We start from the raw sequence: 25,693 nt of genomic DNA on the forward strand, positions 1-25,693 counted from the left end.
GAAAATTACGATCGATTTGTTCATCAGAAATTAAAAATTGGATAAAATTTAATATCAATTAATAAGCCAATATAGGAGTAATACAGGCTTTTAATTACATTTGTGTTCCCGGGAATTATCAATACAATCAGGATATTTCTCTTTCCTATATATTATGAAAATAATTCATGAGCTGTTGCCCGGAAGAATTTACAGGATGCATTGTGAAACTTCTCATCAGATAAGATTACATAATAGTCTGTTTCATAATAAAATAAAAAAAGAGAAACCTCTGGTTTCTCTTAATTATACCTAATTCTTTACATGCTATACTACCATGGGCTTATTTCTGTACCATCTTCTATATCTTTACTGAAAAATTGTCCCGTCGGTGCATTTTCACCTGTCAGTGTGTGCTTAATGATAAAGGCTGCTGCACTTTCTACAGATCCGGAGCCGCTGTGGTGGTTAAAATCTGTTGCGGTATAACCGGGATCAATGGCATTCACTTTAAAAGGTGAATCTTTCAATTCATAAGCCAATACAATGGTGTATGCATTTAAAGCTGACTTTGAAGGACCATAAGCTGCGCCTTTTACTCCATAATACTTCCATGTAGAATCACTGTGCAATGTTAATGATCCAAGTCCGGAAGTTATGTTACTGATTCTGGGACTATCCGATTTTTTGAGCAATTCTAAAAATGTCTGTGTAACACTGATTACCCCAAAGAAATTGGTGTCAAACACCTCCTGAATATGGTCAATGGAAGTATCTGATGCCGTTTGAGGATTAACGCCAAGGATTCCTGCGTTATTAATAAGAACATCAAGCTTTCCCTGTTCTTTTGCGATGATATCCCTTGCTGCCGAAACTGAATGGGGCTGGGTAACATCTATTTCAATCGCTTTAATATTATTAAATCCTTTCTCTGATAATTCTTTTACGGTCTCTTCACCTTTTGCAAGATCACGGCTTCCCAAATAAACGAAAAATCCTTTTTCTGAAAGTTGTTTTGCTGTTTCCAAACCAATACTTCTGTTGGCTCCTGTAATTAATGCTGAATTCATTTTCTTTGTTTTAATTTATAGTGTAAAATTCCAGCAATTAAAAATAAGATCGTTTGCCATTTGGCAAAAAGCAACTTTAGCGGATATTTTTTCTAATTCTGCTCAGTGAGGATTGGGTAACACCCAGGTAAGAAGCAATATACGAGAGCGGAATACGGTTAACCACACTGGGATAGATCTCCAAAAATTTAAGATAACGGGTTGTGGCATCTTCTGAAACCAGGGGACTTCTTCTTTCGACTTTCTGTATTAAGGCTCTTGAAATAATTTTATGGACAATTGCATCCCATCCAACAATGGTCTGTAAAAGTTCCTGCCAGTCTTTTCTCGAGAAAACGATCATTTTGGCATCGGTTATCGCCTGAACATAAGTACTTGAACAGATCTGATTATCAAAACTTTCCAGATCTACCACCAGATTATTTTCTTCTATAAAGTATTTGGTAATTTCCTGGCCTTCATTATTATAATAGCAAACTCTTAAGATTCCATCGACGATAAATCCTACCTGACGGGCAATTTTACCTGCCTCTGAAAAATATTCATCTTTTGGAAGATCAATCTCCAGAGCCTTACTTGCAATAAAATCGATCTGTTGCTGATTAAGATTTCCAAACCTTAAAATAAAGTCAAATAGTTCTTTCATACCTGCAAGTTAGCTAAAGTAACCTGTATGGTATTTGTCATTTGGTAAAAATCATCTTAATATCTCTTGTAAAGAATCTTACTGCAAAACCATGTTTTGATCGTTGACTTTAAAGCCATAATGGATGAATTGAAACTGTTATGCAAGATATTAATAGAACCCATAGAAAAGTCCGTTTTCACTAGCTGTGAAACGGACTCAAATCTTTCATTACATGTATTTTTAAGAATAGATATTGTTATAAAGGTTTTTTAAACATCTGGACGGTCATAGTTCCTTGTCCCCAGTTGAAATTAGGTTGGCCGCCTCCGTTCCACATATTATAAACAACCATACATGTTCCAGCTCCGCCACCTTCTACATACCCTGATAATTTATAGGTGATAGTCATATTGGATGAGGTATTGTTGGTGATGTCCTCAGAAAAATTACCATTGATGGTCGACATTCTTGATCCTGCGTCTAAACCCCTGACTGTCACTTTCCTGGAGCCTTCCTGCTGTTCTACACCATTTTTGTAAAAAGTAATTCCCAGGTAAGATACTCTATCCGGATTCGCACAGCCACTCGTATGAGTACCTGCGGGAATAGAATAGTTCAATATTATTCTTCCAATAGTAAAAGGAGGAATGGTAACAGCTCTCGTAAAAGTACCCAGATCAATAGCAGAATTAGCTGTAATAGGATAATCAAAATTATAATGTATGGGACCACCTGCCTTATTAACCAATACGTCATCTAAACTAAACTTGTCAGCAGGATACATCGCTTCTACCGGAACCTTTTTTGCTGTTCCATCACTTTTCAATACTACTATTCTTTCCGTAGAATCCACACTGGCTGCATCCGGCACACCTCTAAATCTCACATTCCCATCTACATCCAGTTTTTCTGAAGGAGACATTGCATAAGTAGCATTCGAACGTCCTATTCCCATATTTCCATACTCATTAATTACCATAGCCGGGCTATCACTCGTAGAAAATGTAAGAGCAGAAGAATTAGTTGATCCAGTTCCCCAGTAATTTGCTTTTATTCCTGCTAACGGAAAATCAGCACCAGAAATCCTTCCGTTAAAAGATATTTTTCCCAGCTCTGTGCCTGCAGACAAATTGTTAACACCCGATCTTTCCAAAGCTAGAAGTGGAGAACTGTTTACAGATTCTACTTTTAGCTGATTACTTCCTGTTGTAGAGCTTTCTTTTAAATGTAATCCGCTGTCAGGGGATGAAATGCCGATTCCCACCTTACCATCATCTTTAATAACAAAATCAGTATTGACCGTTCTTGCAGCACCGGTAGAACTCTTGCCCAGCTTTACCATTGTATCGATGGGGTCATCAATAAAGGCATCCGGAGTTGGATCTGCAATGGCCGCATTTCCCGTATTTAGCTTTTGCCATTTGTTTAAGCTCCCGTCAAAATAAAAATAACCGGAACTTGTGATCTCAGCAGTCTGCCCTGCCGGAGCTGTGTCAGCGGCTGTTACATAAACCATTGCACCCGTCTGACTGGTAGTATAGGTTTTCGCTCTAAGCTGTGCTCCTGTGATTCTCGGAGCAATTATACCATCCAATACATTGGTTACAGAAGCTTTTCCTTCTATGTCTAATGTGGCTTTAGGACTTGAAGTGTTAATCCCCACTTGGGAAATTGCTTGTAAGGAAGCCAGAATGGCTCCAATTAATAGAACTTTTTTTTTCATCTTTAGTATATTGAATTTGCAAAAGTATCGTTCCAGCAGAAAAAAAATAAACATATATATACATCATATATACATTAAGCATACATCATATATACATCAAATGTATATTCCATCCATGTTTCTTTCATTTGGAACATGAATTTGATTAATATTTATTCATTCAAATTTTATATCCCCCACTCCCGTGGAGATAAAAATAAGAGGCTGTCTCAAAAATCCCCCCTTTCTCGGAATCCTGTTTCATAACTTTTGTTGTTTAGAAGATTCTCAGAGCATCAGTCTAGCTTTTGAAACAGCCTCTTTGCTATACTGGGGTATTCTGTTGGGAGGGATTATAATTCTGATAAGAATACATGCAATGTTAAATATTTGCTTTTGTCAATAAATTTCACTATATTGACATATGAAAAAAAGTGAAAATCAAGGCATAACACATGCAAGTAAAGTTAACGAACGAACAAGAGCTATGGAAGTTCTTGAAAAAGCAAAGCAAACACAAGGGAAAATTACATTCCTAAGACAAGGGGCTGGTAGAAACTTTAAGCCAAAAAATGAAGAGTCCTAAATTGATTTAGCTTATATCAGAAGAATAATATCTTTGCCCATGGCAGAAGAGCTAGAAAAAACTGGTACTCGAAATAATAAAAGCTAAACACATCCGCACCGGAGGTCACAACGGTAATCTATTCAGCGATTTTAATGAAGTTTTTCCCTGGTTGATGGCAAAAAAAGTTTGAATTTTAAAAAAAATGGCAGATGAAAATAATCCTGTCCAGTATTTCTGAATTGTTCATCATAAAAAGGTAATTGCTATTTACTGCTATAAAAGAATTAAATGACCGTGGGGCTAGTCTTCTGATGTACTGTTGCACCAGTCTAGGCCGTACTGAGCACACCGATACAATGGTAGCACGGGGTCTGTTTTTTAAAATGGTCTTTCTGAATTCAGAAAGACCATAGAATAAAAAAGCTTTCTGCTGTAAAGCTAATGTTCCATTGTTTGCGTACTTACGCTCACTATTTTATTTTGTCATAAATAAGTTTCGTCACCACTGCGCCAAAAAGATAATAGGCAACAGTCATGATCTTCTTCTGGTTGGTTTCGGCAACAGGCGAATCATCGAGTCCCATTTTCTGGGGCAGCATCACTGCTCCTAAACCGGCAGCAACGCCTGAAACAATATTAAAGCCTGTGGTGGCTGTAGTAGCATAATACAAACCGTTACTGATAACATCTCCCGCCAGCGTAGCGGCATAAAGCTGGTCTTTATCAGTTATTTTCATATCTGCCTTACCCAGAGCTTTATTTAGCGCCTCCTCGCCTACTTTATTTACCTGCGGAACATTATCAAAGTTCTTTCTAATGGTTTCATGTAAAAGGTTTAGAGCAATAGCACCTCCTAAACCTGCAAGAATTTTCTTATACATATCGTGTGAATTTGGTGTAATAAATTTACTACACAAATTGCGCCATTCTGTCAATGTCTGTATACCCTGTTGTCTTTAGAAATTCAACTTCATAATTGACAGTAACCATTTATAATAATATTGAGTAATCCCTATACTTTGCTTAAACTTATAAAATCCTGCTTAAAGATTCTATAATTTATATGGCATGAAACAGGTGGATTAGCCGGCTGAAATACAATACCTTAAACTGCTTTCTGTAAGCAGCTTAATACGATGTACTCTGGCATTTTTTACTTTAGATTTCTGGAATTCAATTCTTCTTCCAATGCTTTTTTGCTTTTATTCCATTTGTTGACTGCATACAATACAAAAAGTACCGGGAGGAATGTAAAAAGTCCAGGACCATATTTTATGGTGCTATAAATTGCAATACCAATCAGTACTCCCAGGATTACAGCATTTATTATGTCGTTAGACTTATTCTTTTTTCTTTTCTCTAATAATTCCTGATCGGTTAATTCAGTTAATTCTTTTTCCATATTATTTGGTTGTTGGTTTTAGTTTTTTGCAAATTTATTAACTCATAAACTCATGCAAATTATCCGTTTACTATTCGCTTATCATTTATTTTGCTGACAGCTAAAGTACAAAAAAGCCAATATAAATAGCATTGATTTTATTATTATGCCTCTTATACTTCCGGAACTTACTTTTAATAATTAAAACATCAAAATTTTTCAATTATGGCTATATAATTAATTACAGAGCTGTGTGCATAAATAACCTCTACGGATAAGGGGAAACACCATTGATTTATTATAACTCATTTTCACAAACCATTTAATCTATTGATATCTTGACAAATACAAATATGATCTATGTCATATTTTAATAATTAGTGATATATCTATATTTGATGTACACCCTAAATTAAAATTATGAATATGTTAAATCCAATTGTATACAGCCACAAAATTTAGAGATATGATATTTGGTAACAGCATTTACCAACTCATCAATAGATCAGGTTTGTACAAATAATTCTCCAAAGTAAAAAGGTGAACTTTTTCTGTACTATACAACACATGTAAACCCGCTACCGCCTCTGACAGAGGATAATTTGCTAAACTCCAGGATATTTGGCGTTTAGCAGGAAATAGACCAATCATAAAAATTACATTATGTCTATTAAAAAAAGACTTCTGCACTCCTTAGGAGCTGTAGAAGAACATTATTATGCCGGAGACTATATTTTCCGTGAAGACGGCACCCCACAATTCTACTACCAGATTGTTGACGGAGAGGTAAAGCTCAATAATTACAGTAAGGAAGGTAAAGAATTTATTCAGAATATCTTATCAAAACATGCCTGCTTTGGAGAGGCAATGCTTTTTTTGGAAAAACCCTACCCTGTAAATGCAGTTGCTCTTACCAATTGTACAGTCCTTAAAATCTGCAGAGCTAAATTTATGGACCTTATAGATATGTATCCACAAATTACACTCGATATCTGTGCTGCATTATCTGAAAAAACATACAACAAATTTGTCCTGATGCGTAAGATCGCCCATAAAAATGCCATAGAACGTCTTACCGAAATAATGGATATACTGAAAGAACCGCAGGAAAACAGGGATAAATTTTCCTATGAGATTCCGCACACCAGACAGCAGCTGGCTTCCCTTACTGGACTTTGTGTAGAGACAGCGATCCGGGCTATTAAAAAGATGGAAGAAAATAAAGTAGTTATAATAAAAAACAGAAAAATTTTCTACTAGCATCTCTCCACAGTATTTAATATTGTTTTGGTAGATAAGAAGATACAACAGAAATATAATTAAGCTTAAAAACATTCCGATGGTTTTAGTTACAGGAGCAACAGGAATTTTAGGAAGGGTAATTACCTTAGAGCTCATAAAAAAAGGAAGGCTGGTGAGAGCCTGTAAAAGACCCGGCAGTGATTTGTCTGATGTCAGGAATTCGTATCGGTTTTATACATCAGAATCTAACTTTTTCTTTGATAAAATTGAGTGGATAAACCTGGATTTTAACAATTATCAATCTCTTTGCGTCTTATTAAAGGATGTGGAAGAAGTTTATCATTGTGCCGCAAAAGTGAGCTTTGATCCCAGGGACCGTGAAGAAGTGCTCGAAACCGGCATTGTAAGCACAAGAAATCTTTTGCGGGCATGCAGGGAGATGTGTGTGAAAAAATTCCTGTTTGTAAGTTCTGCTGCGGTTCTCAGCATCAATAAAAAAAATATGGAATTACAGATTAATAACAATTATAATATTGATAAAACATATTCTCCGTATATAATATCCAAATATATTTCGGAAAAAATGGTTTGGCATGCCTGTCAGAAAGGCTTGAATACGGTTATCATTAATCCCGGTATGATCATCGGCAGCGGAAACTGGAAAAAAGGAAACAGCCAGATGATCGATGTATTTGTAAGAAGCAGATTTACGTTCTCAGGTGGAACTTCTTGTGTTGACGTTCGGGATGTGGCACGTATCGCGGTAAGCCTGATGGAAAAAAATATTTTTGGAGAACGGTTTTGTATTGCATCAGAAAATGTTCTCTACAAAGATCTTTCTGCCAAAATCAGAAGAATGATCGGCTTAAAAAAACCTATCGTATGCCCCAAAACATTACTCAAAACTTTGAAACCTCTGCGTATGATCCTGGGAATGATAGATCACAAGGCAAAATTTCTTACGGATGAAAATATTGAATTTGTTTCCGAGAGACAATTTTATGACAGCAAAAAACTTAAAAACAGAATACCTTGTAGCTTTTATTCCGTGGCAGAAAGTATCCGGTTTCATTATGGAAATTACCTGACGTACAAAGCAAACGAAACAAAGAATGAAGACTCTAGGGAAGTTTTGTATGAGGCAGATTAAAACAGAAAGTCTTCATTCTTTACTGCCCATATAAAACAATTATTTTTTTAGCATTTGTGTTTTAGCCTTCTCATTGAGAAGGCTTTTAATATCTGATAAGTTCAGAAAGCCTGGAAACTTCAATATTCACTCATCAATAATCAGATAAAACGGAATTCTTGTTAAATAATTTTCTTTTTTCGTTATATAATAGCCTTTCTCATAGCCATAATGACTAAAGTCATAATATATAAAAGCCATTTTCAATATCTTTAATAAACATTAAGATGACAACACCAAATCAGAATGTTATGGAAATCGCAGAATTAAAAATACAGAATCTTGTAAGGTACAAAAACCGGGTATATTCACTCACAGAAGTGTTTCAGCATGAAAATGAAGAGTACTATGTGAAAATAAAGAATTCCAAAAATGCCTTATGTGTTCCTGCAAAATTAATCAAGCCTGTAAAAATAGATGAATCCTGGCTTTTAAAATTCGGCTTCACTAAAACTTATGATTCCCAGCATATTATCAGATTTGAAAAGCAAGAATTTTTAAAATATGACATTGATCTCCGTGATTCACATTCTATGACCGGTCTGAAGCTGTATGGAAATAATATAAACTGCATGTATGTACATCAGTTCCAAAACCTTTTTTGCTTCTTATTCGGGAAAGAGCCTGTGTGAATGTAATTATAAAACAACTAAAATATCAAATAATGCTTGTTGATATTGATTTATTAACCTCGTACGGCGGATTTATTGAATCTCACAGTCCGTCTGACATCATTTTTGAAGAAGGTGATGAGCCACAGTTTTATTATCAGGTAATTACCGGATCTGTAAAGCTTAACCATATAAACGAAGACGGTAAAGAGCTTATCCAAAGTATTTTAAGTGACGGACAAAGTGTCTGTGAACTATTATCGTTTATTAAAGAAACATTTCCGGTGAATGCCGTAGCCATTTCGGAATGTACCATCATAAAAGTACCTATAAAGAAGTTCCTGAAGCTTCTCGACGACCATCGGCAGGCCGCAAGAGATGTCCAGCAGTTTGTTGCAGAACGGCTGTATCATAAATTTATCATGATGCAGAATAATGCATCCAAATATTCTCATGTACGGATAGAAGGTATTCTTAAGTATTTCAAGAGTTTTAGCGATGAACAAAGCCAATATTCTTACGAACTTCCCCTTACAAGAAAGCAGTTAGCGGCCATCACCGGACTGCGTATCGAAACAGTCATAAGAACCGTAAAAAAAATGGAAACCGAGAAAGTGCTGAAAATTAAAAACCGAAAGATCTATTTTTAATCAGCTCCCTATAAAATTATCCTGGAGAAAAAACATTTAAGAGTATTTGATAACATACCTTGTAATAAGGTTTTACATTCAGAAGGTATACAAACGGAACAAATTATTTAATAGAATATTTTTCCGTTCTTTATAATCAGAATTTCGTTTTTCTCCATTCTTTTTATTACCCTGATGGTTGTTTCAAGAGACAGGCCTGTAAGTGAAGCCAGCTGCTGTCTGGTATGTGGAACTTCAAATGAAAATCTGTCTTTATTTTCTTTTGCCTCTTTCATTTGGTTCATCAGTTCTATAAGCCGTTCCTCCGCATTTTTGCTCGAAATTTTCTCCATTAATACAATTTTTTCAGAAGTCTTTTCCGACATAGTTTTATACATATCCATAAAAATCCCGGGATTTTCCTGCAGTAACTGAAAGAACTGGTCCCTGCCTACTTTAAGAATGACACATTTCGTAAGAGCAACCGCATTTACAGGATATGGTTTTCCAAGAATAAGCATAGATTCTCCAAAACATGAACGCTCCGAAAGAATATTTTGGATAAATTCTTTACCATCTTCCTTATAACTGTTAAGTTTTACTTCGCCTGTAACTATTTGATAATAAAACTGCGGAGTGGCTTCTTCACGAAATATATAATCACCAGCATTGTACTGCTCTTCAATTGCTTCTACCGAATGCAAAAGGCTTTCCTGGATAGACATGATGTAATTTTTAAGGTTTGCTTTATTCTATGCTACTGAGAGAGAAAATTAAAAGCATTTCCGAATGTTCTGAATTATTTTGTCAAATGAAATTTAACTGACAGCGTACCATCGTATTTTATGCACAATACTCAATTACGGTTCAAAACAGAAATTCTTGCTATTATTTTCCACTGTAAGTGGTTAAGGATATATTGAAATGTTTGTTTTATAAGGAAATATCATATTCAAAAATGCTGATTTCACGACTTGACCTTGTATTGTATTCATATTCTTTCTTAAATGGTATATTTTCAAAGGTAGCCTATCAGCAAGGCATTAAATATGACATAGGTCATATTTCAAAATCTTTTAAAAAGAAAGAATGTCAAGTGTTTAAATGCAGGTTTTTTATTTGATTTTCAATAGTTTAAAGTTAGTCATAAAAAAACTATTACCATTAATTACTTTACTCCTAAAGAAATTATCTGCAATTATTGCGCTGATGATATTCTGTAATCCTGTTTCCGTATTCCGGAATATGCAAAAAAACTTGATAAAATGAAGGACAATAGAAGTCACTTTTGATTTAAATCACATTCAAAGAATTATTAAATTAATATATTTGTAGTATGTATATTCACAGTCAGGTTATGTGAATTGTTAATTAGGAGTTATGGTCATACAGGAAGACTTGCTCATTACTTTTGGGGCAGACATTATTCAACTACAAAAATCCGAAATGCTCTTTGCAGAGAATAATGCACCTGCTTATTATTTTCAAATCAGGACGGGTAAAATAAAACTCACCAATTTTCAGGTTGAAAACAGAGAGTTTATTCAGAGTATTCATGAAAACGGCGATTCCGTTGGCGAAATATTTTTATTTTCCAAATACAAATATCCTGTCAATGCTGTTTTGATGGAGGACTGTACTGTTCTGAGATTAGAACGCTCCAGACTTTTGAAATTACTGGAGTCTGATTTTGAAATCCAAATGAAATTTCTTCATTATATAGCAGAAAGGTCGTACCATAGCTGCATTTTTTTAAACAGCCTGACTTCAGAAGATGCAACCCATCAGCTGCTTACTTTACTCAATCATCTGAAAGACGGACAGACTACAGAGCGCTATTCCTATAAAATCCCCTACACAAGAAAAGAACTTGCTTTTTTAACAGGCTTAAGGATTGAAACCGTCATAAGGACCTTTAAGAAAATGGAAAGTGAAAACCTGATTAAAATAATTAAAGGAAGAGTTTACTACTAGTAGATTCTCGGAATATATTCACACACTTGTTACGGACAGTTCGTTCTGCAGCTGCTCTTCCCTACCGTCAAAACCGTAGTATTTTCTATATAATCAACTGATATTCAATTGAATAATTAAAATTCCTTAACCATTAAAATAGTTTTCACTTTTTTTGGCAGGTTTATGACGTGCGTCATAAATGCATACTGCACATCCTTTCTATCTTTGAAAAACATCCTATTCAATTTTTGCACTTATTCTCAGTAGACTCCTCTTTCTTGAGGAGTTTTTTTATATAAAAATTGTGATTCCCATCATAAATTTTTCATTTTCTGATGAGTAAGTTTGAATAACCAAATTCAATTATCATGAAATATTTAACACTATGTGTACTTTTATTACACACTCTATCGGCCTGCACAAAATCCGAGACTCAATACATTAACAGGGAAAATAAAAGAGAAACTGTAAATGACAAAGCCTCGGATACCATACCAACGCTGAATGAAATATCCGATACCATAAAGCAGAAAGAAGACAGCACTCATGTGAAAACTGACAACGAATAATTATTTATGAATCCAAAAGGCAGATTAATTATCATTCGTGGCCATGATACAGATCCTACTGGCGATACAGAATATGAATTAACATCATATCAGCTGTTAACCAAAGCTTTCAGGCTGCTCTCCGAACGAAAAAGTATCCGTATAGAAATCATCACTACATCCAACCTGATAGCCAGCAGTAAAGAGCAATATGCTGCCGTGCTGGAAAAGGAAGGTTACAGTAATACCGGTTTTATCCATCTTCGGAAAAAGCAGGATCTGGATCATTATTATTCGAGGATACTGGAAGCTCAGTTTGTTGTTCTTGCTGATCATACAGCGCAGATCTGTGAAGTCTTAAAAGGATCGGCAATGCTGGAACTTTTAAACAGAAAATATCTTCACGAAGAAGATTTTACCATTGCAGGAATCAATGCAGGCGCCATGGGTCTTCCGGGACTGGTACTAAACGATACAGAAGCGACCGATTCAGGTCTTGGCTTTATCAGCAATTGCATCATTGATACAAAATTTATGCATGGTGAAAGATGTAAAATTTTGATAAAGGCAGTTATCTGCCATCAGGAATGTTTAGGCTTAGGATTAAACAGCGGAATGGCATTAATCATTGAAAAAGGCTATAAGGCATCATGCCTGGGGAATAGCTCTGTAATGGTGGTGAATGCCAGAGATGTTAAAAACAAACGTTTAGGAAGAGGAGCATCGGTGTATAAAAAAAATCTGAAAGGACATATTCTTACCGAAGGATCTGTTCTCAATGTATGCACTGGAGATCTGATAAAAAATCATTTGCTTCCGTATAACTTAAACTTTGTCAACAGAAATATGATTCAATAGTTCTAACTAATAAAATATTATATATGATACCCAAAGGACAATTATTAATTATAGGCGGTAAAGAAGACAGGGATGGTAACAATCCTGAAATGAAGGATAAGAATAATGATTTTTCGCCCAATGAAATTCTTAAACTTTTAGCAAGATCCAAAGATGACCGTATTGAGGTAATTACTGCTGCAACTTCTGAGCCAGAAAGTATGCATGCAACCTACACAAAAACATTTGAAGAAATAGGATATACCAATTTCGGTTTTCTGGATATCTGTGATGATCAGATTCATACAGATTATCATCTCAAAAGAGTCAAGGCCGCCAACACTGTGTTTTTTACAGGCGGTGACCAGGACCGGATCTGTAAAATTTTTCAGCAATCCGTCCTGACAGATCTTCTAAAGGAAAAATATTATAACGAGGAGAATTTTATGATTGCAGGAACCAGTGCAGGAGCCATGTGTATGCCTGATATTGTCATACTGGAAGCCATCAACGGGGAAGCCATTCTGGAACATGATATTGAGCTGGACTGCGGGCTGGGCTTAATCGGGAACTGTATTATCGACACTCATTTTGTACACCGCGCAAGATTTGGAAGACTTGCGCACGCTGTGATCCTGCATCAGAATTCCTGGGGAATCGGCCTAGGAGAAGACACTGCTCTTCTTATAGAACAGGGCTCTAAATCAACCTGCCACGGCTCGGGAATGGTGTGGATTCTTAATGCAAAAGAAATCGGCCAAACGAATATAGAAACAGTAAAAAAAGGATCTCCGGTTTATGCAGAAAATCTTAAAGTTCATATTTTAACAGAAGGCTGTAAAATTGATTTTAATAATAATGTTTTTGCAGGAACATCATCCGAGAAGAGTAAAAATAACAAAGAGTAAAATTATAAAAGGGAGCCAAATTCGGTTCCTTTTGTGTTATAAATAAATGTTCATTTAGAGACCTGATATGAGATGGCTCATAAAATAATGGTCTCATATACCTGTATTTTTATTAATCAAAACAAAATAGGTTATGAGGAAAAGTTTAAATCTCACTTTGAAAATCTGGCGGCAAAAAAACAGAACAGCAAAAGGAAAATTTGAAATTTATAAAATTTCCGATATTTCTACTGATTCATCTTTTCTGGAAATGCTGGATATCCTTAACGAGCAATTAATTAATGAAAATAAAGAACCCGTTGCCTTCGACCATGACTGCCGTGAAGGAATATGTGGAATGTGTTCTTTATACATCAACGGAAGAGCACACGGCCCGGATACTGGAATCACAACCTGCCAGCTGCATATGAGAATGTTCCGTGATGGCGACACCATTGTTATTGAGCCATGGAGAAGCGTTGCATTTCCCGTTATCAAAGATTTAATTACAGACAGAAGTGCTTTTGACAGGATCATGGCAGCAGGCGGATTCATTTCTGTGAATACTTCAGGAAATACATTAGATGCCAATGCTATTGCTGTTCCCAAAGCTGATGCCGATAAAGCGATGGACGCTGCTGCATGCATCAGCTGCGGAGCCTGTGTAGCCTGTTGTCCCAATGGTGCTGCCATGCTTTTTGTAGGGGCCAAAGTTTCCCATTTTGCACTGCTTCCGCAAGGGAGGGTTGAAAGCAAAAGAAGGGTTTTGAATATGGTAAAAGCAATGGACGAAGAGGGATTTGGAAACTGTTCGGTAATCGGAGCCTGCGAAGTAGAATGCCCTAAAAATATTTCTTTGGATAATATTGCAAGAATGAACAGAGAATATATAAAGGCATATAGTTCTTTTTCAAAAGACGAGCAGTAATCATTACTGAACAGTAGCTTTTTAACAAATTTCTTGCAGTAAGCAAATCAATAAAAACAGAAAATGAGCTACCTGGAATAGCTCATTTATTTGTGTTTCTCTTTCAAAAATTAAGAGCAGATTTAAAATTAAATTATAATTTGTGTTTTAGTTTTTTATTTTAATCGTCTTACAGAAACTTGCGTGATCGGACCCGAACCCGTTGAGCCTGAGCTTGAATATTTTAGTGTATACTCTTGCGTATTTATAGCTCTAAACGAATAGGTATTTGCTGCCTGCATCGGAATCGAAGTAATTAAAGTATAGGTTTGTAATCCGCCAGTCGGTGCCGCATAGGTATCATTTACTCTCGCTACCCACAATCCCGTATTATTATTCCATATACCAATAACCGGTGAAGTTCCGTTGGCAGTGGAAATCTGTACATTCATATTCACCTGATAAACCCCGTCAGCAGAAACTTTAAAGGAATTGGTTGCAGCCGTTCCTGTATAAAGATTTTCGTTATCAATAATTTCATTATTGAGATTGCCAATAGGATTAGCTACCGTAGCACCCGGAGAGCCAGCAGCAGTCATATCAGCAGTCATTTGAACCGTAATTTCCTGTGCAACTAAAAACTGTCCATTAACAGCTATTACTGTCCCTGTTGATGTAGGAACACCTGCCAAAGTCTGCCATGAAGGGGCAGCACCTGGTCCGTTTGATTTCAGTACCTGGCCAATCAGACCTGCTGAACCAGCAGTAGTACTATTACCTCCGACATTAAGTTCATTTGTCACTTGTAACGAGCCATTTACATGAAGAGTTTTCTGAGGAGTTGATGTTCCTATACCCACTTGAGCATAAGTTGCCGCATATATTGAGAGGGTCAATAAGAAAAGTGTTTTTTTCATTTTAGTGTAATTTAAGTTAAAAGCAGCCTCCTTTTCTTGCAATCCAGGGAGAATGGAGAAGAGGCTGAGTATAGTGTTCATTTATGTTTTTAGAATCCGAAAAATCCTTTGGGCTACATTATAGTATTCTATTTTGGTATCAACAATCCTGAAACGGCTTACCATCTTTGTTGGCATTGACATTTGATGACCATCCTTAGTTTTATTTAGCAGCAAATAATTTTTAAATAATTATTTAGGTACAAATTACCGACATTTGGATATAAATTATTGAGAATTAGCATCGAAATATATCGATATACCTATAGATATTTATCACTGGGAATCTATTAAAAAGAGGGTTGAAATTCTGTAATTATTGAATCACAGGATTTAATTTTTGTGCTTTGTAAAGAATTTCTTGTTTGCATCTCGTGGAGAGAGGAATTCTCACCACTTTTTCATATACGATAGACATTGGCTTTTTATTTTAAGAATGAAAATTGCCGCGATATTGCCACATCCTTTGTGTTTATTTTTTTAATCAATTTCAGTTTTTTACTCAGCATCGGCTGTAGAAAAAATAACTATGGAAACCAAAATCGAGTTGTTCCATTCTCTGGTATCTATCAGAACCCTATCATTTATTTTAAGAATATGAATTTGCTAGGTGCATTGTATAAAAAATGCACATATGATGTATTTATGATGTAACTGATATTTCTTTGTTTTCCATCTGTATCTCTACATTTGTGCGTAAATAAATCAAACGATGATGAATAAAAAACTTTTATTTTTAGCTGGAATATTATGTTACCTGTCAGCTCACTCCCAAACAGGAATTAATACTCCAAATCCCCAAGCCACCTTGGATGTAGTAGGTAAACCCGATTTAATCAATATCATGGATGGAATTATCGCTCCGAGAATTACAGGGGCACAGCTTAGAGCGAAAACCTATACTACCAGCCAGACGGGTGCTATGGTTTATGTAACAGCTGCTGACACAGCTCCCGCAGGACAAACTGCTGAGGTTACAAGTTCCGGTTATTTTTATTTTGACGGTAGCTTAAACAAATGGCAAAAGCTAAATACAGGGAATACAACCGCTGGAGATCCAACTCCGGATGCCTTTATTGATGATCCTGCCAATACAATGGTAAAGCTGGGCAAGAGTTCTACAGGTGCTGCAAGAATTACCAATACCGATTTTGTTATTAAAGATGATGGCAAGGTAGGAATCGGGATTTCATCCCCTGACAGCGGATTACATTTAAAAGAAGGCTCTGCAGCAGGAAGTAATCAGCTAAAAGTGGAATCTGTAAACACTTCCCCATTATTAGCTTTGGAAAGATCGGGGGCTAACAATCTGTCTGCAGGCACAGAGCTGGGAAAAATATCTTTTAACGGCAGAATTGCAGGAGCAGATCATCCGTTGGCAGGAATAAAAGCAAATTACTGGGGAAGCGGAACAACCAATTCTTCTGCCCTTACATTTTCTACGAGTGATAGCCCGGCTATGGTAATTAATGAATATGGAAATGTGGGAATAGGACATTCGAATACAGATTATGCGATGTCTCCTTCGGAAAAACTGGATGTAGATGGGAATGTGAGATTCAGAAAGGTACCTTCATCACCTCTCAATGCCACTGATATGTTGGTCGCATTAGATAAAAATGGAGTGGCTAAAAAAGTAGCTGTAAAAATACCTACAAGTGTTTTGATTGCTACAAGAACAGGATCATCATTAAAAACAGCTGACGGTTCAAGCAGTGTACTGTGGTTTGAAAATACAAACCAGATTGACAATGATTATGTAACCAGAATTAACAATGGAGTTTTTCAAGTAAAAAAAAGCGGATTATATACAATAACAATTAACGCTGGATTCGAGGGTGTTCCGGAAGGAACACCTCTAGAAAGCCATTATAGAGGTGTTACTCTGGGAATTAGGGCCGGAAGTAAAAACACTCAGCAGTATGGTTCTAATTATATGGGACACGGCTTTACTAATTTAACAGTTGCTTTTATCCTGAATGCCGGAGAACAGTTTTATTCCTTTACCCAATGCAATAAAGGGGGAACCTACAAACAAGCGGGAGCAACCATGTCAATTGTTTATACACCACTTTAGAGGAATATTTACTCGCAAGGCTATCCTTATCCTTAGAGACCCTAATGAACTCCATATTAAATAAAAACACTGAAATATCATTTTATTGACACAAAACTTATTCAAATACAATATGAACATCTATTTTCTAAATAATATATTTTAGATATGATATCAGTGATGTATAATGTATCTCTATGTATCTCCTGTTCTTTTAAACCCAAATATGCCGCAAGTGTGAAAGTTCATCAATTCATATAAACAAAAAATCCTGCAATTCAATGAATTGCAGGATTTAATTTTTGTGCTTTGTAAAGAATTTCTTCTTTTCACTTTGCGGAGAGAGAGGGATTCGAACCCCCGGACCTGTTACAGTCAATAGTTTTCAAGACTATCGCAATCGACCACTCTGCCATCTCTCCTGAATAACGGCTATACCGTTGTTTTCAGTGGTGCAAATATAAAACGATTTTACAGTTCTGCAAAACTTTTCCGTGAGAAATTTCAACGAAACTTAATAATAGACTTAAAATCAGGCGAATTATTTTTCTAGGACACCCTAACCTCTTCCCTGTCTACTATGGCAATGAAACTGTTTTTTATAAGATCCGATGGATACACAAACTGATCTCCATTTTCTCCTTTTACTACAATAGCCGCCTGTTCATCATTCAGGCATTTATCCAGCTGGCTTTGCATTTCATTCAGTCTTCCATCCTGGATTTCAATGGTGTAGGTTCCTGTTACGTGTTTTATTTTTATGATTTTACTGTGCATATTATTTTTTTGATTTGGGATTTAAATTTAGGAATTTTTCGGTTAGTACAATTATATTTTTCACAAGGTGCGACCCACAACCTATCTTTGGCTAAAGCCAACGGAATCTCCACTATGTAAACGGGCCAAAGCCCGTTCCTGTTGAATATAATATATATCATCTTTCAATAAAATCTTGATTTCTATAAAACTTAAGTGTACTTAATCTGCACTATATCCAACTTAAAAATAAGTAGAGCATTTAATAAGCTTTTGTGGTAATAAAAAGCGCACCCGCCGGGTACGCTTTGTATGATAATAAACTGAATATTAATGTAATTCAGCCAGGTATTTTTCTGCATCCATCGCAGCCATACATCCGCTTCCTGCAGCGGTGATCGCCTGTCTGTAGATATGATCCTGAACATCACCAGCAGCAAAGACTCCCGGAAGATTTGTTCTTGTAGATCCTTTTTCAGTAAGGATATATCCGTTTTCGTCAAGGTCTATCTGTCCTACGAAGATATCCGTATTCGGTTTGTGTCCGATAGCGATAAAGATCCCTTCTACGTCAACCGTAGAGGTTTCCTGCGTTTGATTGTTGATGATCAGGGCTCTTTCTACAAGGCTGTTTTCACCTTCAATACCAATCAGTTCATGATTGAATTTCACTTCAATATTCGGAGTATTTTCCACTCTGTGGATCATTGCTTTAGAAGCTCTGAAAACGTCTTTTCTTACCAGCATGGTTACCTTTCTGGTCAGTTTCGCAAGATAGGTAGCTTCTTCGGCTGCCGTATCTCCCGCTCCCACTACCACCACATCTTTTCCTCTGTAGAAGAAACCGTCGCATGTAGCACATGCCGAAACACCGCCTCCTGCATATTTCTTCTCATCGTCAAGACCAAGATATTTTGCTGTAGCTCCTGTAGAGATAATCACTGTTTTAGCCAGGATCTCTTTGTTTCCTGCATATAATTTGTGAACACCGCCGTTTTCTTTAGAGAATTCGGCTTTGGTGATCATTTCATAATGAACTTTAGTGTCGAATCTTTCCGCCTGCTTCTGCAGGTCCATCATCATTTCAGGCCCTGTAATTCCTGCCGGATACCCTGGAAAGTTATCAACCTCCGTAGTTGTTGTTAATTGTCCACCCGGCTCCAAACCTGTATAAAGTTCAGGTTTTAAGTCTGCTCTTGCTGCATATATTGCCGCTGTGAAACCAGAAGGTCCAGATCCAACGATCACACAATCTAAAATGTTTTGCTCCATAAATTTACTTTGTTCAAAAAGATTTTAATTCAGTCCGCTAATTTCGTAATTTTTAATGTTTTATTAAAGTATTTTTAATGATACTTGTCAATATCAACTATGTGAACTGTCGATAAATGATTGACGTATCGGAATGGGATTCTGGATTCCGGGCCCGGGTTATCACCTACAGGTTATAAAGTCTAATTATAGGCCATTTACATTCTCAGTCCAAAACTCTCAAACTCTCAAACCCATCAACTCATTACACCTTCATCTTAATCTTATCCACATTGATAATCTTATACACCAGTTCCTTGATCAGTTCTGCCTCTCCCATATTCACCGCACCAAGGCCCTTCCCTTTCATATCAAACTCCCTTAAAATAGAAATGACTCTTGTCGCATGTTTTAAAGGATATAATCTTGCACTTTCTGCATAATCTTTGATAAAATAAGGGTTAACACCCATCTGTGAAGCAATAACCTGTGGCGGCTGCCCGGCCATTGTCTGGTAAATGATCACATTGGAAAAGTAGCTGTAAAGGTTTGCCAGCATCATGACAAAAGGATTGTTCTTTGGATTTTTACCCATAAAATGAGCAATCTTAAAGGCTGCATCAGCATTTTTGGTTCCTAAAGCCTTCTGAAGCTCAAAAACATTATATTCCTTACTGATCCCAATATGGCTTTCCACGATCGTCCCGTCCAGTATTTCACCTTCTTTAAGGATGATCTTCAATTTATTCAGCTCGTTGGCAATTCTTGAAAGGTCGTTTCCCAGGTATTCTGCAAGCAGATGAGAAATATTCGGAGCGGTTTTAATTGTAAGGCGCGTGCATTCGTCAGCGATCCATTTCGGAAGATTGGTGTCTCTCACCGATTCGCTTAAGAAAAGAGCTTTTGCTTTGTCCAAAGCTTTTGTCGCTTTTTTCCTGCTGTCCAGTTTCTTATGCTTATGGGCAAAAACCAGCACCGTAGACGGTACAGGATTTTCAACATAGGCTTCCAAAACCCTGTTTTCTTCTTCATTAAATTTGAGATCCTGAGCTTCCTTTACAATAATTAACTGTTTATCCCCCATCATCGGGAACTGTCTTGCCAGGGAAAGGATCTCCTGATAGGAAGTATCTTTTCCGTATACAACGGTCTGGTTAAAAGCTTTTTCATCTTCCTCCAGAAAGTCGTGTTCCAGCACTTTTACGGCGGCATCAATAAAGTAAGGTTCTTCTCCGTGGAAAAAATAAATAGGTAAAACTTCTTTATTTTTAATATTTTTGAGGATTAAATCTAATTCTTTCATCTTATTAATGGAACTTCCAAAACTGAATTTTCAGGAAACTTTTGATTTTAAATTCAAGAAAGACAAAGATAAGTTTTTTATTTATGACTTGGTCCGCAAAACTTATCTTCTCCTCACCCCTGAGGAATGGGTAAGGCAGCACTGGGTACACTATTATCTTACTGTAAAGGCCTATTCCCGGTCGGCAATTATCACCGAAAAAAAGATCCTTCTGAACGGCCTTACCAAAAGAATCGACCTTCTGGTTACCGAGAAAACAGAACCTATTATCCTGATTGAATGCAAGGCACCACAAATTAAGCTGACCGAGAAAACATTTGAACAGACAGCCCGGTACAATTCCATTATAGGCGCAAAAGAAATTATCCTGACCAATGGCCTGCATCACATCAATGCATACTATGAGAACGGACAGTATCAATTCTATAAACCGGAGTAAACTTTCTAACCACAAATTTTTAATTACCGGGGATCACATTCCCCTTCACTGGAGGGGTGGCGAAAATTCAAAGAATTTTTGACGGGGTGGTTTAAAAAAATACATATCAACCTCAAAAGTCACAAAAGCTTTTGAAACACTTAAGTGTATTTAAGTTGAATACATTGCGCAAAGAAGTACACTTAAGTTTTCATGAAAATCTCTGATTCTCCTTGTGTGATCTTATTATTTTCAGCCTGGTAAAACTTTTAAAACTAAAGTACTCTAAAGTGTTTAAAATTAAAAACTTTTGCGACTTTTGTGGTTAAATAATAATTTAAAAAAGTTTAAAACATATATGGAAATTAAGAATATCATATTTGATTTTGGAGGTGTACTAATGGATTGGAATCCAAGATATTTTTTCAAAGACTATTTTAATGATGATGAAAAAATGGAATACTTTCTTGAAAACATTGCCCAGTCGGAATGGAATGAAGAACAGGACCGCGGAAGAAGCCTGGCGGAAGGTACCGATATCCAGGTGAAAAAATTCCCTGAATGGGAAAAAGAGCTCAGAGCTTATTATGACAACTGGACCGTGATGCTGAAAAGTGATATTCCACAGAATGTAGAAATTTTACGTCGTTTAGGAAATACTAATTATCAATTGTTCGGGTTAACCAACTGGTCTGAGGAAACTTTTCCTTATGCACTGGAAAATTATGATTTTTTCCAACTTTTTAACGGAAAGATCGTGGTTTCAGGAACGGAAAAACTGATCAAGCCGGATCCGAAAATCTGGCATATTCTTCTGGAAAGATATGATCTTAAGGCCAGTGAATCTGTTTTCATTGATGATAATCCTAAAAATATCGACATGGCCGATTCACTAGGATTTATGACCATTAAAATAGATCCGGATACTGATCTGGAAAAAGAGCTGGCAGATCTGGGAATCCAGCTCTGATCATCTTTGGTTTTACCATATTTTCATCCTCAATATAAGTTATTTTCTGTAATTTAGTTGAGGATTTTTTTATAAATGCCGGAATTTAGGATAAGTAAATGCCGGAAAACATGTTTTGTATGCCTTTTCGATAAGAATACAATTGTTTTCAGGCATGTATAGTGAGTCAAACAAGGACATTTCATTCAGCAGGTAATACAATACTTTTTTGTATTGCTTATCAATAAGTGAAACGGCTTTGTTTATCTTAAAATCAACTGAATACTTTGTAAAAGCCTTTTTTATCATTGTGTTTAAATCTTATCCCGAAGCTCAGTTAAGTTATAATTAAAGTCTTTTTAACACTTACTAAATTATACAGAATATGATACGCAACCTCTTATTAACAGCATGCATGATCAGTGCAGGAACCGTTTTTAGTCAAAAATTAAAAACCGTTTCCTATCAGGATGGTTCTCAGAAACTCAACGGGCTGGTCACTTCCAATGCCGGAAAAAAACTTCCGGGTGTCCTGATCCTGCCAGCCTGGAAAGGGATCGACGACGAAGCTAAAACTGCTGCAGCCGATCTTGAAAAACAAGGTTATATTGCTTTAATTGCTGATATTTACGGTGAAGGAAATATTCCCGCAGATAATGCTTCTGCCAGCAAAACGTCCGGATATTACAAACAGAATTATGATGCTTACCAAAAACGGATTTCCCTGGCTTTAGAACAGTTGAAAAAAAATGGGGCAATTGCTGATAAAATTGCTGTGATCGGATACTGTTTCGGCGGCACGGGAGCTTTGGAATCAGCAAGAGGAAGCCTTCCTGTTGTGGGAGTTGTTTCCATCCACGGAAGTATAGGAAAAGATCAGTCCAGAAAAAACGGCCCGATTTCCGCAAAAATATTAGTCGAAAATCCTGCAGATGATCAGGGAGTTACCCCGGAAGATTATAATAATTTAATCAAAGAAATGAACGAAGGCAATGCAGACTGGCAGATCATCACTTATGCCCATTCGAAACATACATTTACCGATCCGAAATCGCCAGATTATAATGAAGTAATGGCCAAAAGAGCCTGGAACCATACGTTGCTGTTTCTGAAGGAAATACTGAAATAAATGAATTTATTTTTAATGTAACAGTGTAACAATACTTTTACCGACGAATCGAATTGGTATCTTGTTACACTGTTACATTGGTAATTTTTTTTATTCTTCCCTGTTGACCAAATCCATCGAAAATGCAGGAAGACAGATGGCTATATATTCACAGGATTCTGAGAACGGATTGCTGTAACGTACTCTTGCGCCTTTTTCTATCAAAATACTCTGTCCTTTTTCAAGAATGATAATTTCTCCGTCTATCTCAAACTGCTTCTTTCCTGAAATAATAAGGGTAAACTCGTCGAAATCCGGAGTCTGATGCGGCTCGCTCCAGTCTGGTGGCGCTACCATGTGGGCAATGGAAATATCTGAGTTTCCTGTAGAATTTCCCCAGTGCTCTTCAATCAGTTTTCCATCTGTAGTAGGCACTACAAATGGTGATTTTTGAATCCTATATTTTTTCATGACAGATTTTCTTTCTTTATTTCATACACAAAATTGGTTCTTGTAGGCTCTGCAAAATAAGCCACTTCCTCTTCTGCGATTTTCTTACCACCGATTCTTTCCAGTGCGGTCTGGGACCGGAAATTTTCTTTCCCGATATGAAAATGTACTTTGTCTACATACTGAAAGATATAATCAAGCATCATTTTTTTCACTTTGGGATTGATCCCTTTTCCCCACGACTTTGTTCCATAGAAGGTATAACCAATGAAAATACGATTTTCATTTTCATCAAAATCATAAAAACGGGTACTGCCTAAAACATCACCGGAAGATTTTTCTACAATTTTAAAAGCACCTCCGCTTTCCATAGCACCTTTGAAGAAGCTTTCAAAAACCTCTCTCTTATATCGTTCTTTATTGGGATGCTGCTCCCAGACTCTGGGATCGGAAGCTACTTCATATAAAGACTCAAAATCCCCTTGTTCTAAGGGGATTAATTTATATTCCTGATTTTCTAAAACAGGCTGAATTGAAAATTTCATTGCTTAGCTTTTTGTTTTTGCAGCGTCAGATTCTATTTTCTTAATTTCTTTCAGCTTATCTGCAATCTTGATAACAGCATCCGGTTTTGCAGGTTTTAAAGCAACTTCTGCCTGAGCCATGTCCCATTTAATCACAAGATTTCCTGAGTTTTCATCAGTTGGGTTCAACGTGATTTCAAACCACTCCTGTTTATCAGCCAGTTTGTTTACCGGTACGGTTACATCTACCACATCCTGTTTTGGATCATAGGTATAAGCGCCCCACTGCTGGAAATCTTTATTTAATATTACTTTCCATTCTTTTTCTGTAGGAACGATAAAAAGCCCGTACGTTCCTGCAGGAACTGTTTTTCCACCGAAGTTAACAGACTGTCCGAATGTGATTTTTGTAGATGAGTTCGCGCCTGCTCTCCAAACCTGTCCGTAAGGAACCAGTTCTCCGAAGATCTTACGTCCTTTCACTCCCGGTCTACCATAATCAATGCTGATTTTGGACATAGAAAACTGCTGTTCTACCTTCTGACGCGGGCTTGCTGCCGGTACTGAGTAATCCTGAGCAAAACTTAAAGCCGAAGCTGATATGCAAAGTGCAAATAGTAACTTTTTCACGTGTAAATTTTTGCCTAAATTTACAAAAATCAAAATAAAATAGCCTTCTCTAATTCCAATAATTTTTGCTTTCTCCAGATTCCGCCTGTCTAGCCCGCCAGTTCTCCATCTGATTCCCTTAGACTGTGAAAGGATATCAGAATGGCAATTTCTTAGCTGTTTGCTGTTCCCATTGCAGGTGATATTTTTTCAATGAAGCCCGCTATTAAGCAGTTTTTCAATCATTTAATTTTAGTTTTGTTCTTTCAAAGATAATGGGTAATTTTAAAATCCCGAATTTAACCATAATCACATCAGAATGTTCAGAAAACCAAGCATTATCTTACTGCTTTCTGCAGGCCTTTTCAGCATCAGTGCTCAGCAGACGATCCCGTTCAGAATTACAGAACATAATAATATCATCATCAAAACACTGGTGAATAAAAAGGATTCTCTGGACCTGATGTTCCAGATCGCTATGGAAGATGCGTCGATTTCTCCGGAAAGACATCATAAAGCGGATCATATTAGTTTTGATAAAGATGATGTCAGCCATGATAATACGGTACAGATCGGGAAAATGAATTTACATAATGTCCGTTTTTTCAATAATGAACTGACGGGCCATGAAGCGGATGGAAAGATCGGAACAGGAATGTTCTCCGGAAAATCCTTTAAAATAGATTATGATAACAACCGGATTGAAATTTATGACAAACAACCGGATTTAAATGGCTATCAAGGCGTTATGTTATTCCATGAGAATGGCCAGTTTTTTATTAATGCAGATAATGTCATTGACGGTAAGCAACAACAGGAAGCCTATTTTCTGCTGCAGTCCGGATATTCCGGAGCTATTCTTTACAGCAATGCTTTTGCGGAAGAAAAAAAGCTTGATGAGCTTTTAAAGGTGACTTCGGAAAAAACTATGAAGAATTCTTCCGGAGAAAATATCGTAACCAAACAGGGAATCCTTCCATTTTTCAAGCTGAATAATTCTGTTCTGAAAGATGTACCTGCAGGCTTTTTTGCAGGTAAACATACAACACAAACAGTAAGTTATTTGGGTGCAGATATGCTTAAAAGGTTCAACTGGATCTTTGATGCTGATAGAAAAACAGTGTACATTAAGCCGAGCAAATATTTTTCGGACACTTATTATAAAATGAACTAACGGCA

At 36.6% G+C, this 25,693-nt stretch carries 28 protein-coding genes and 1 tRNA gene; 15 read left to right on the forward strand and 14 right to left on the reverse strand.

Annotation, left to right across the window (positions count from 1 at the left end):
- Window positions 1–311: 311 nt before the first annotated feature.
- From J4Q03_RS04850 to J4Q03_RS04860, 3 genes are all read right to left on the reverse strand, one after another.
- Window positions 312–1,049 (reverse strand): SDR family NAD(P)-dependent oxidoreductase, encoded by a 738-nt coding sequence (locus J4Q03_RS04850; protein WP_426047080.1) that lies wholly within the window; start codon window positions 1,047–1,049, stop codon window positions 312–314.
- 76 nt (window positions 1,050–1,125) lie between these two features.
- Entirely contained in the window at window positions 1,126–1,695 is a 570-nt protein-coding gene (locus tag J4Q03_RS04855) for a Crp/Fnr family transcriptional regulator (RefSeq protein ID WP_426047081.1), read from the reverse strand.
- Window positions 1,696–1,933: 238 nt separating this feature from the next.
- Complete coding sequence (locus tag J4Q03_RS04860; RefSeq protein WP_426047082.1) at window positions 1,934–3,400, reverse strand: hypothetical protein; 1,467 nt, start codon at window positions 3,398–3,400, stop codon at window positions 1,934–1,936.
- Between the two features lie 403 nt (window positions 3,401–3,803).
- Between J4Q03_RS04860 and J4Q03_RS04865 the strand changes: the two genes are divergently transcribed.
- A complete protein-coding gene (locus J4Q03_RS04865; RefSeq protein ID WP_307265008.1) occupies window positions 3,804–3,965 on the forward strand; it encodes a hypothetical protein in 162 nt (53 codons plus the stop codon).
- Between the two features lie 452 nt (window positions 3,966–4,417).
- On the opposite strand, the gene J4Q03_RS04870 is transcribed toward J4Q03_RS04865, so the two are convergent.
- Together J4Q03_RS04870 and J4Q03_RS04875 are read right to left on the reverse strand one after the other, a co-directional pair.
- Window positions 4,418–4,828: a hypothetical protein gene (locus J4Q03_RS04870; protein ID WP_426047083.1), complete on the reverse strand. Its 411-nt coding sequence runs from the start codon at window positions 4,826–4,828 to the stop codon at window positions 4,418–4,420.
- Between the two features lie 272 nt (window positions 4,829–5,100).
- A complete protein-coding gene (locus tag J4Q03_RS04875; protein WP_426047084.1) occupies window positions 5,101–5,349 on the reverse strand; it encodes an FUSC family protein in 249 nt (82 codons plus the stop codon).
- Between the two features lie 642 nt (window positions 5,350–5,991).
- On the opposite strand from J4Q03_RS04875, the gene J4Q03_RS04880 reads away from it, so the two are divergent.
- The 4 genes from J4Q03_RS04880 to J4Q03_RS04895 all read left to right on the forward strand — a co-directional run bounded on the left by J4Q03_RS04880 (window position 5,992) and on the right by J4Q03_RS04895 (window position 9,020).
- Window positions 5,992–6,588, forward strand: coding sequence for a Crp/Fnr family transcriptional regulator (locus J4Q03_RS04880; RefSeq protein WP_426047085.1), 597 nt, complete (start codon window positions 5,992–5,994; stop codon window positions 6,586–6,588).
- A gap of 79 nt (window positions 6,589–6,667) precedes the next feature.
- Window positions 6,668–7,720 (forward strand): NAD-dependent epimerase/dehydratase family protein, encoded by a 1,053-nt coding sequence (locus J4Q03_RS04885; RefSeq protein ID WP_426047086.1) that lies wholly within the window; start codon window positions 6,668–6,670, stop codon window positions 7,718–7,720.
- Between the two features lie 266 nt (window positions 7,721–7,986).
- Complete coding sequence (locus J4Q03_RS04890; RefSeq protein WP_426047087.1) at window positions 7,987–8,391, forward strand: hypothetical protein; 405 nt, start codon at window positions 7,987–7,989, stop codon at window positions 8,389–8,391.
- A gap of 32 nt (window positions 8,392–8,423) precedes the next feature.
- Complete coding sequence (locus tag J4Q03_RS04895; protein WP_426047088.1) at window positions 8,424–9,020, forward strand: Crp/Fnr family transcriptional regulator; 597 nt, start codon at window positions 8,424–8,426, stop codon at window positions 9,018–9,020.
- Window positions 9,021–9,127: 107 nt separating this feature from the next.
- On the opposite strand, the gene J4Q03_RS04900 is transcribed toward J4Q03_RS04895, so the two are convergent.
- Entirely contained in the window at window positions 9,128–9,724 is a 597-nt protein-coding gene (locus J4Q03_RS04900; RefSeq protein ID WP_426047089.1) for a Crp/Fnr family transcriptional regulator, read from the reverse strand.
- Between the two features lie 655 nt (window positions 9,725–10,379).
- On the opposite strand from J4Q03_RS04900, the gene J4Q03_RS04905 reads away from it, so the two are divergent.
- The 5 genes from J4Q03_RS04905 (at window position 10,380) to J4Q03_RS04925 (ending at window position 14,155) form a co-directional block, all read left to right on the forward strand.
- Complete coding sequence (locus J4Q03_RS04905) at window positions 10,380–10,973, forward strand: Crp/Fnr family transcriptional regulator (RefSeq protein ID WP_426047090.1); 594 nt, start codon at window positions 10,380–10,382, stop codon at window positions 10,971–10,973.
- Window positions 10,974–11,323: 350 nt separating this feature from the next.
- Window positions 11,324–11,524, forward strand: coding sequence for a hypothetical protein (locus tag J4Q03_RS04910; RefSeq protein ID WP_426047091.1), 201 nt, complete (start codon window positions 11,324–11,326; stop codon window positions 11,522–11,524).
- A 6-nt stretch (window positions 11,525–11,530) separates the two neighbouring features.
- Window positions 11,531–12,361, forward strand: coding sequence for a hypothetical protein (locus tag J4Q03_RS04915; protein WP_426047092.1), 831 nt, complete (start codon window positions 11,531–11,533; stop codon window positions 12,359–12,361).
- Between the two features lie 23 nt (window positions 12,362–12,384).
- On the forward strand, window positions 12,385–13,248 hold the full coding sequence (locus tag J4Q03_RS04920; RefSeq protein WP_426047093.1) for a cyanophycinase: 864 nt from the start codon (window positions 12,385–12,387) through the stop codon (window positions 13,246–13,248).
- 133 nt (window positions 13,249–13,381) lie between these two features.
- Window positions 13,382–14,155 carry a succinate dehydrogenase/fumarate reductase iron-sulfur subunit gene (locus tag J4Q03_RS04925; RefSeq protein ID WP_426047094.1) on the forward strand — a complete coding sequence of 258 codons (774 nt, stop codon included), beginning with the start codon at window positions 13,382–13,384 and terminating at the stop codon, window positions 14,153–14,155.
- Between the two features lie 155 nt (window positions 14,156–14,310).
- Here the strand turns inward: J4Q03_RS04925 and J4Q03_RS04930 are convergent, their stop codons facing one another.
- The gene (locus J4Q03_RS04930) at window positions 14,311–15,051 is read right to left on the reverse strand and encodes a hypothetical protein (RefSeq protein WP_426047095.1); all 741 of its coding nucleotides are present in this window, start codon (window positions 15,049–15,051) and stop codon (window positions 14,311–14,313) included.
- A gap of 751 nt (window positions 15,052–15,802) precedes the next feature.
- On the opposite strand from J4Q03_RS04930, the gene J4Q03_RS04935 reads away from it, so the two are divergent.
- Window positions 15,803–17,167: a hypothetical protein gene (locus tag J4Q03_RS04935; protein ID WP_426047096.1), complete on the forward strand. Its 1,365-nt coding sequence runs from the start codon at window positions 15,803–15,805 to the stop codon at window positions 17,165–17,167.
- A gap of 316 nt (window positions 17,168–17,483) precedes the next feature.
- Here J4Q03_RS04935 and J4Q03_RS04940 read toward each other — a convergent pair.
- The 4 genes from J4Q03_RS04940 to holA form a co-directional block, all read right to left on the reverse strand.
- Window positions 17,484–17,568, reverse strand: a tRNA-Ser gene (locus tag J4Q03_RS04940).
- A 127-nt stretch (window positions 17,569–17,695) separates the two neighbouring features.
- Window positions 17,696–17,923, reverse strand: a complete 228-nt coding sequence (locus tag J4Q03_RS04945; protein ID WP_426047097.1) for a glyceraldehyde-3-phosphate dehydrogenase — start codon at window positions 17,921–17,923, stop codon at window positions 17,696–17,698.
- Between the two features lie 309 nt (window positions 17,924–18,232).
- Window positions 18,233–19,174: a thioredoxin-disulfide reductase gene (gene trxB, locus J4Q03_RS04950; RefSeq protein ID WP_426047098.1), complete on the reverse strand. Its 942-nt coding sequence runs from the start codon at window positions 19,172–19,174 to the stop codon at window positions 18,233–18,235.
- A 244-nt stretch (window positions 19,175–19,418) separates the two neighbouring features.
- Window positions 19,419–20,456 (reverse strand): DNA polymerase III subunit delta, encoded by a 1,038-nt coding sequence (holA, locus tag J4Q03_RS04955; protein ID WP_426047099.1) that lies wholly within the window; start codon window positions 20,454–20,456, stop codon window positions 19,419–19,421.
- A gap of 7 nt (window positions 20,457–20,463) precedes the next feature.
- On the opposite strand from holA, the gene J4Q03_RS04960 reads away from it, so the two are divergent.
- The 3 genes from J4Q03_RS04960 to J4Q03_RS04970 all read left to right on the forward strand — a co-directional run bounded on the left by J4Q03_RS04960 (window position 20,464) and on the right by J4Q03_RS04970 (window position 22,952).
- On the forward strand, window positions 20,464–20,895 hold the full coding sequence (locus tag J4Q03_RS04960) for a type I restriction enzyme HsdR N-terminal domain-containing protein (protein WP_426047100.1): 432 nt from the start codon (window positions 20,464–20,466) through the stop codon (window positions 20,893–20,895).
- A gap of 337 nt (window positions 20,896–21,232) precedes the next feature.
- Entirely contained in the window at window positions 21,233–21,844 is a 612-nt protein-coding gene (locus tag J4Q03_RS04965) for an HAD family hydrolase (protein ID WP_426047101.1), read from the forward strand.
- Between the two features lie 364 nt (window positions 21,845–22,208).
- Window positions 22,209–22,952 carry a dienelactone hydrolase family protein gene (locus J4Q03_RS04970; RefSeq protein ID WP_426047102.1) on the forward strand — a complete coding sequence of 248 codons (744 nt, stop codon included), beginning with the start codon at window positions 22,209–22,211 and terminating at the stop codon, window positions 22,950–22,952.
- Window positions 22,953–23,042: 90 nt separating this feature from the next.
- Here J4Q03_RS04970 and J4Q03_RS04975 read toward each other — a convergent pair whose 3' ends face one another.
- Genes J4Q03_RS04975 through J4Q03_RS04985 form a run of 3 tightly spaced genes read right to left on the reverse strand, consistent with a single transcriptional unit; the run spans window position 23,043 to window position 24,535 of the window.
- The gene (locus J4Q03_RS04975; RefSeq protein WP_426047103.1) at window positions 23,043–23,402 is read right to left on the reverse strand and encodes a cupin domain-containing protein; all 360 of its coding nucleotides are present in this window, start codon (window positions 23,400–23,402) and stop codon (window positions 23,043–23,045) included.
- The gene (locus tag J4Q03_RS04980; protein WP_426047104.1) at window positions 23,399–23,926 is read right to left on the reverse strand and encodes a GNAT family N-acetyltransferase; all 528 of its coding nucleotides are present in this window, start codon (window positions 23,924–23,926) and stop codon (window positions 23,399–23,401) included. Before J4Q03_RS04980 ends, J4Q03_RS04975 begins: the two co-directional genes overlap by 4 nt.
- Window positions 23,927–23,929: 3 nt before the next feature.
- Complete coding sequence (locus J4Q03_RS04985) at window positions 23,930–24,535, reverse strand: DUF2911 domain-containing protein (RefSeq protein ID WP_426047105.1); 606 nt, start codon at window positions 24,533–24,535, stop codon at window positions 23,930–23,932.
- Between the two features lie 298 nt (window positions 24,536–24,833).
- On the opposite strand from J4Q03_RS04985, the gene J4Q03_RS04990 reads away from it, so the two are divergent.
- Window positions 24,834–25,688 carry a hypothetical protein gene (locus J4Q03_RS04990; RefSeq protein ID WP_426047106.1) on the forward strand — a complete coding sequence of 285 codons (855 nt, stop codon included), beginning with the start codon at window positions 24,834–24,836 and terminating at the stop codon, window positions 25,686–25,688.
- The last annotated feature ends 5 nt before the right edge of the window (window positions 25,689–25,693 follow it).

This window comes from Chryseobacterium sp. NFX27, assembly GCF_049887855.1.
Lineage (GTDB): Bacteria > Bacteroidota > Bacteroidia > Flavobacteriales > Weeksellaceae > Chryseobacterium.

Coding starts and splice junctions, on each gene's coding strand:
- J4Q03_RS04850 (WP_426047080.1), bottom strand. CDS start 1,049: ATGAATTCAGCATTAATTACAGGAGCCAACAGAAGTATTGGTTTGGAA.
- J4Q03_RS04855 (WP_426047081.1), bottom strand. CDS start 1,695: ATGAAAGAACTATTTGACTTTATTTTAAGGTTTGGAAATCTTAATCAG.
- J4Q03_RS04860 (WP_426047082.1), bottom strand. CDS start 3,400: ATGAAAAAAAAAGTTCTATTAATTGGAGCCATTCTGGCTTCCTTACAA.
- J4Q03_RS04865 (WP_307265008.1), top strand. CDS start 3,804: ATGAAAAAAAGTGAAAATCAAGGCATAACACATGCAAGTAAAGTTAAC.
- J4Q03_RS04870 (WP_426047083.1), bottom strand. CDS start 4,828: ATGTATAAGAAAATTCTTGCAGGTTTAGGAGGTGCTATTGCTCTAAAC.
- J4Q03_RS04875 (WP_426047084.1), bottom strand. CDS start 5,349: ATGGAAAAAGAATTAACTGAATTAACCGATCAGGAATTATTAGAGAAA.
- J4Q03_RS04880 (WP_426047085.1), top strand. CDS start 5,992: ATGTCTATTAAAAAAAGACTTCTGCACTCCTTAGGAGCTGTAGAAGAA.
- J4Q03_RS04885 (WP_426047086.1), top strand. CDS start 6,668: ATGGTTTTAGTTACAGGAGCAACAGGAATTTTAGGAAGGGTAATTACC.
- J4Q03_RS04890 (WP_426047087.1), top strand. CDS start 7,987: ATGACAACACCAAATCAGAATGTTATGGAAATCGCAGAATTAAAAATA.
- J4Q03_RS04895 (WP_426047088.1), top strand. CDS start 8,424: ATGCTTGTTGATATTGATTTATTAACCTCGTACGGCGGATTTATTGAA.
- J4Q03_RS04900 (WP_426047089.1), bottom strand. CDS start 9,724: ATGTCTATCCAGGAAAGCCTTTTGCATTCGGTAGAAGCAATTGAAGAG.
- J4Q03_RS04905 (WP_426047090.1), top strand. CDS start 10,380: ATGGTCATACAGGAAGACTTGCTCATTACTTTTGGGGCAGACATTATT.
- J4Q03_RS04910 (WP_426047091.1), top strand. CDS start 11,324: ATGAAATATTTAACACTATGTGTACTTTTATTACACACTCTATCGGCC.
- J4Q03_RS04915 (WP_426047092.1), top strand. CDS start 11,531: ATGAATCCAAAAGGCAGATTAATTATCATTCGTGGCCATGATACAGAT.
- J4Q03_RS04920 (WP_426047093.1), top strand. CDS start 12,385: ATGATACCCAAAGGACAATTATTAATTATAGGCGGTAAAGAAGACAGG.
- J4Q03_RS04925 (WP_426047094.1), top strand. CDS start 13,382: ATGAGGAAAAGTTTAAATCTCACTTTGAAAATCTGGCGGCAAAAAAAC.
- J4Q03_RS04930 (WP_426047095.1), bottom strand. CDS start 15,051: ATGAAAAAAACACTTTTCTTATTGACCCTCTCAATATATGCGGCAACT.
- J4Q03_RS04935 (WP_426047096.1), top strand. CDS start 15,803: ATGATGAATAAAAAACTTTTATTTTTAGCTGGAATATTATGTTACCTG.
- J4Q03_RS04945 (WP_426047097.1), bottom strand. CDS start 17,923: ATGCACAGTAAAATCATAAAAATAAAACACGTAACAGGAACCTACACC.
- trxB (WP_426047098.1), bottom strand. CDS start 19,174: ATGGAGCAAAACATTTTAGATTGTGTGATCGTTGGATCTGGACCTTCT.
- holA (WP_426047099.1), bottom strand. CDS start 20,456: ATGAAAGAATTAGATTTAATCCTCAAAAATATTAAAAATAAAGAAGTT.
- J4Q03_RS04960 (WP_426047100.1), top strand. CDS start 20,464: ATGGAACTTCCAAAACTGAATTTTCAGGAAACTTTTGATTTTAAATTC.
- J4Q03_RS04965 (WP_426047101.1), top strand. CDS start 21,233: ATGGAAATTAAGAATATCATATTTGATTTTGGAGGTGTACTAATGGAT.
- J4Q03_RS04970 (WP_426047102.1), top strand. CDS start 22,209: ATGATACGCAACCTCTTATTAACAGCATGCATGATCAGTGCAGGAACC.
- J4Q03_RS04975 (WP_426047103.1), bottom strand. CDS start 23,402: ATGAAAAAATATAGGATTCAAAAATCACCATTTGTAGTGCCTACTACA.
- J4Q03_RS04980 (WP_426047104.1), bottom strand. CDS start 23,926: ATGAAATTTTCAATTCAGCCTGTTTTAGAAAATCAGGAATATAAATTA.
- J4Q03_RS04990 (WP_426047106.1), top strand. CDS start 24,834: ATGTTCAGAAAACCAAGCATTATCTTACTGCTTTCTGCAGGCCTTTTC.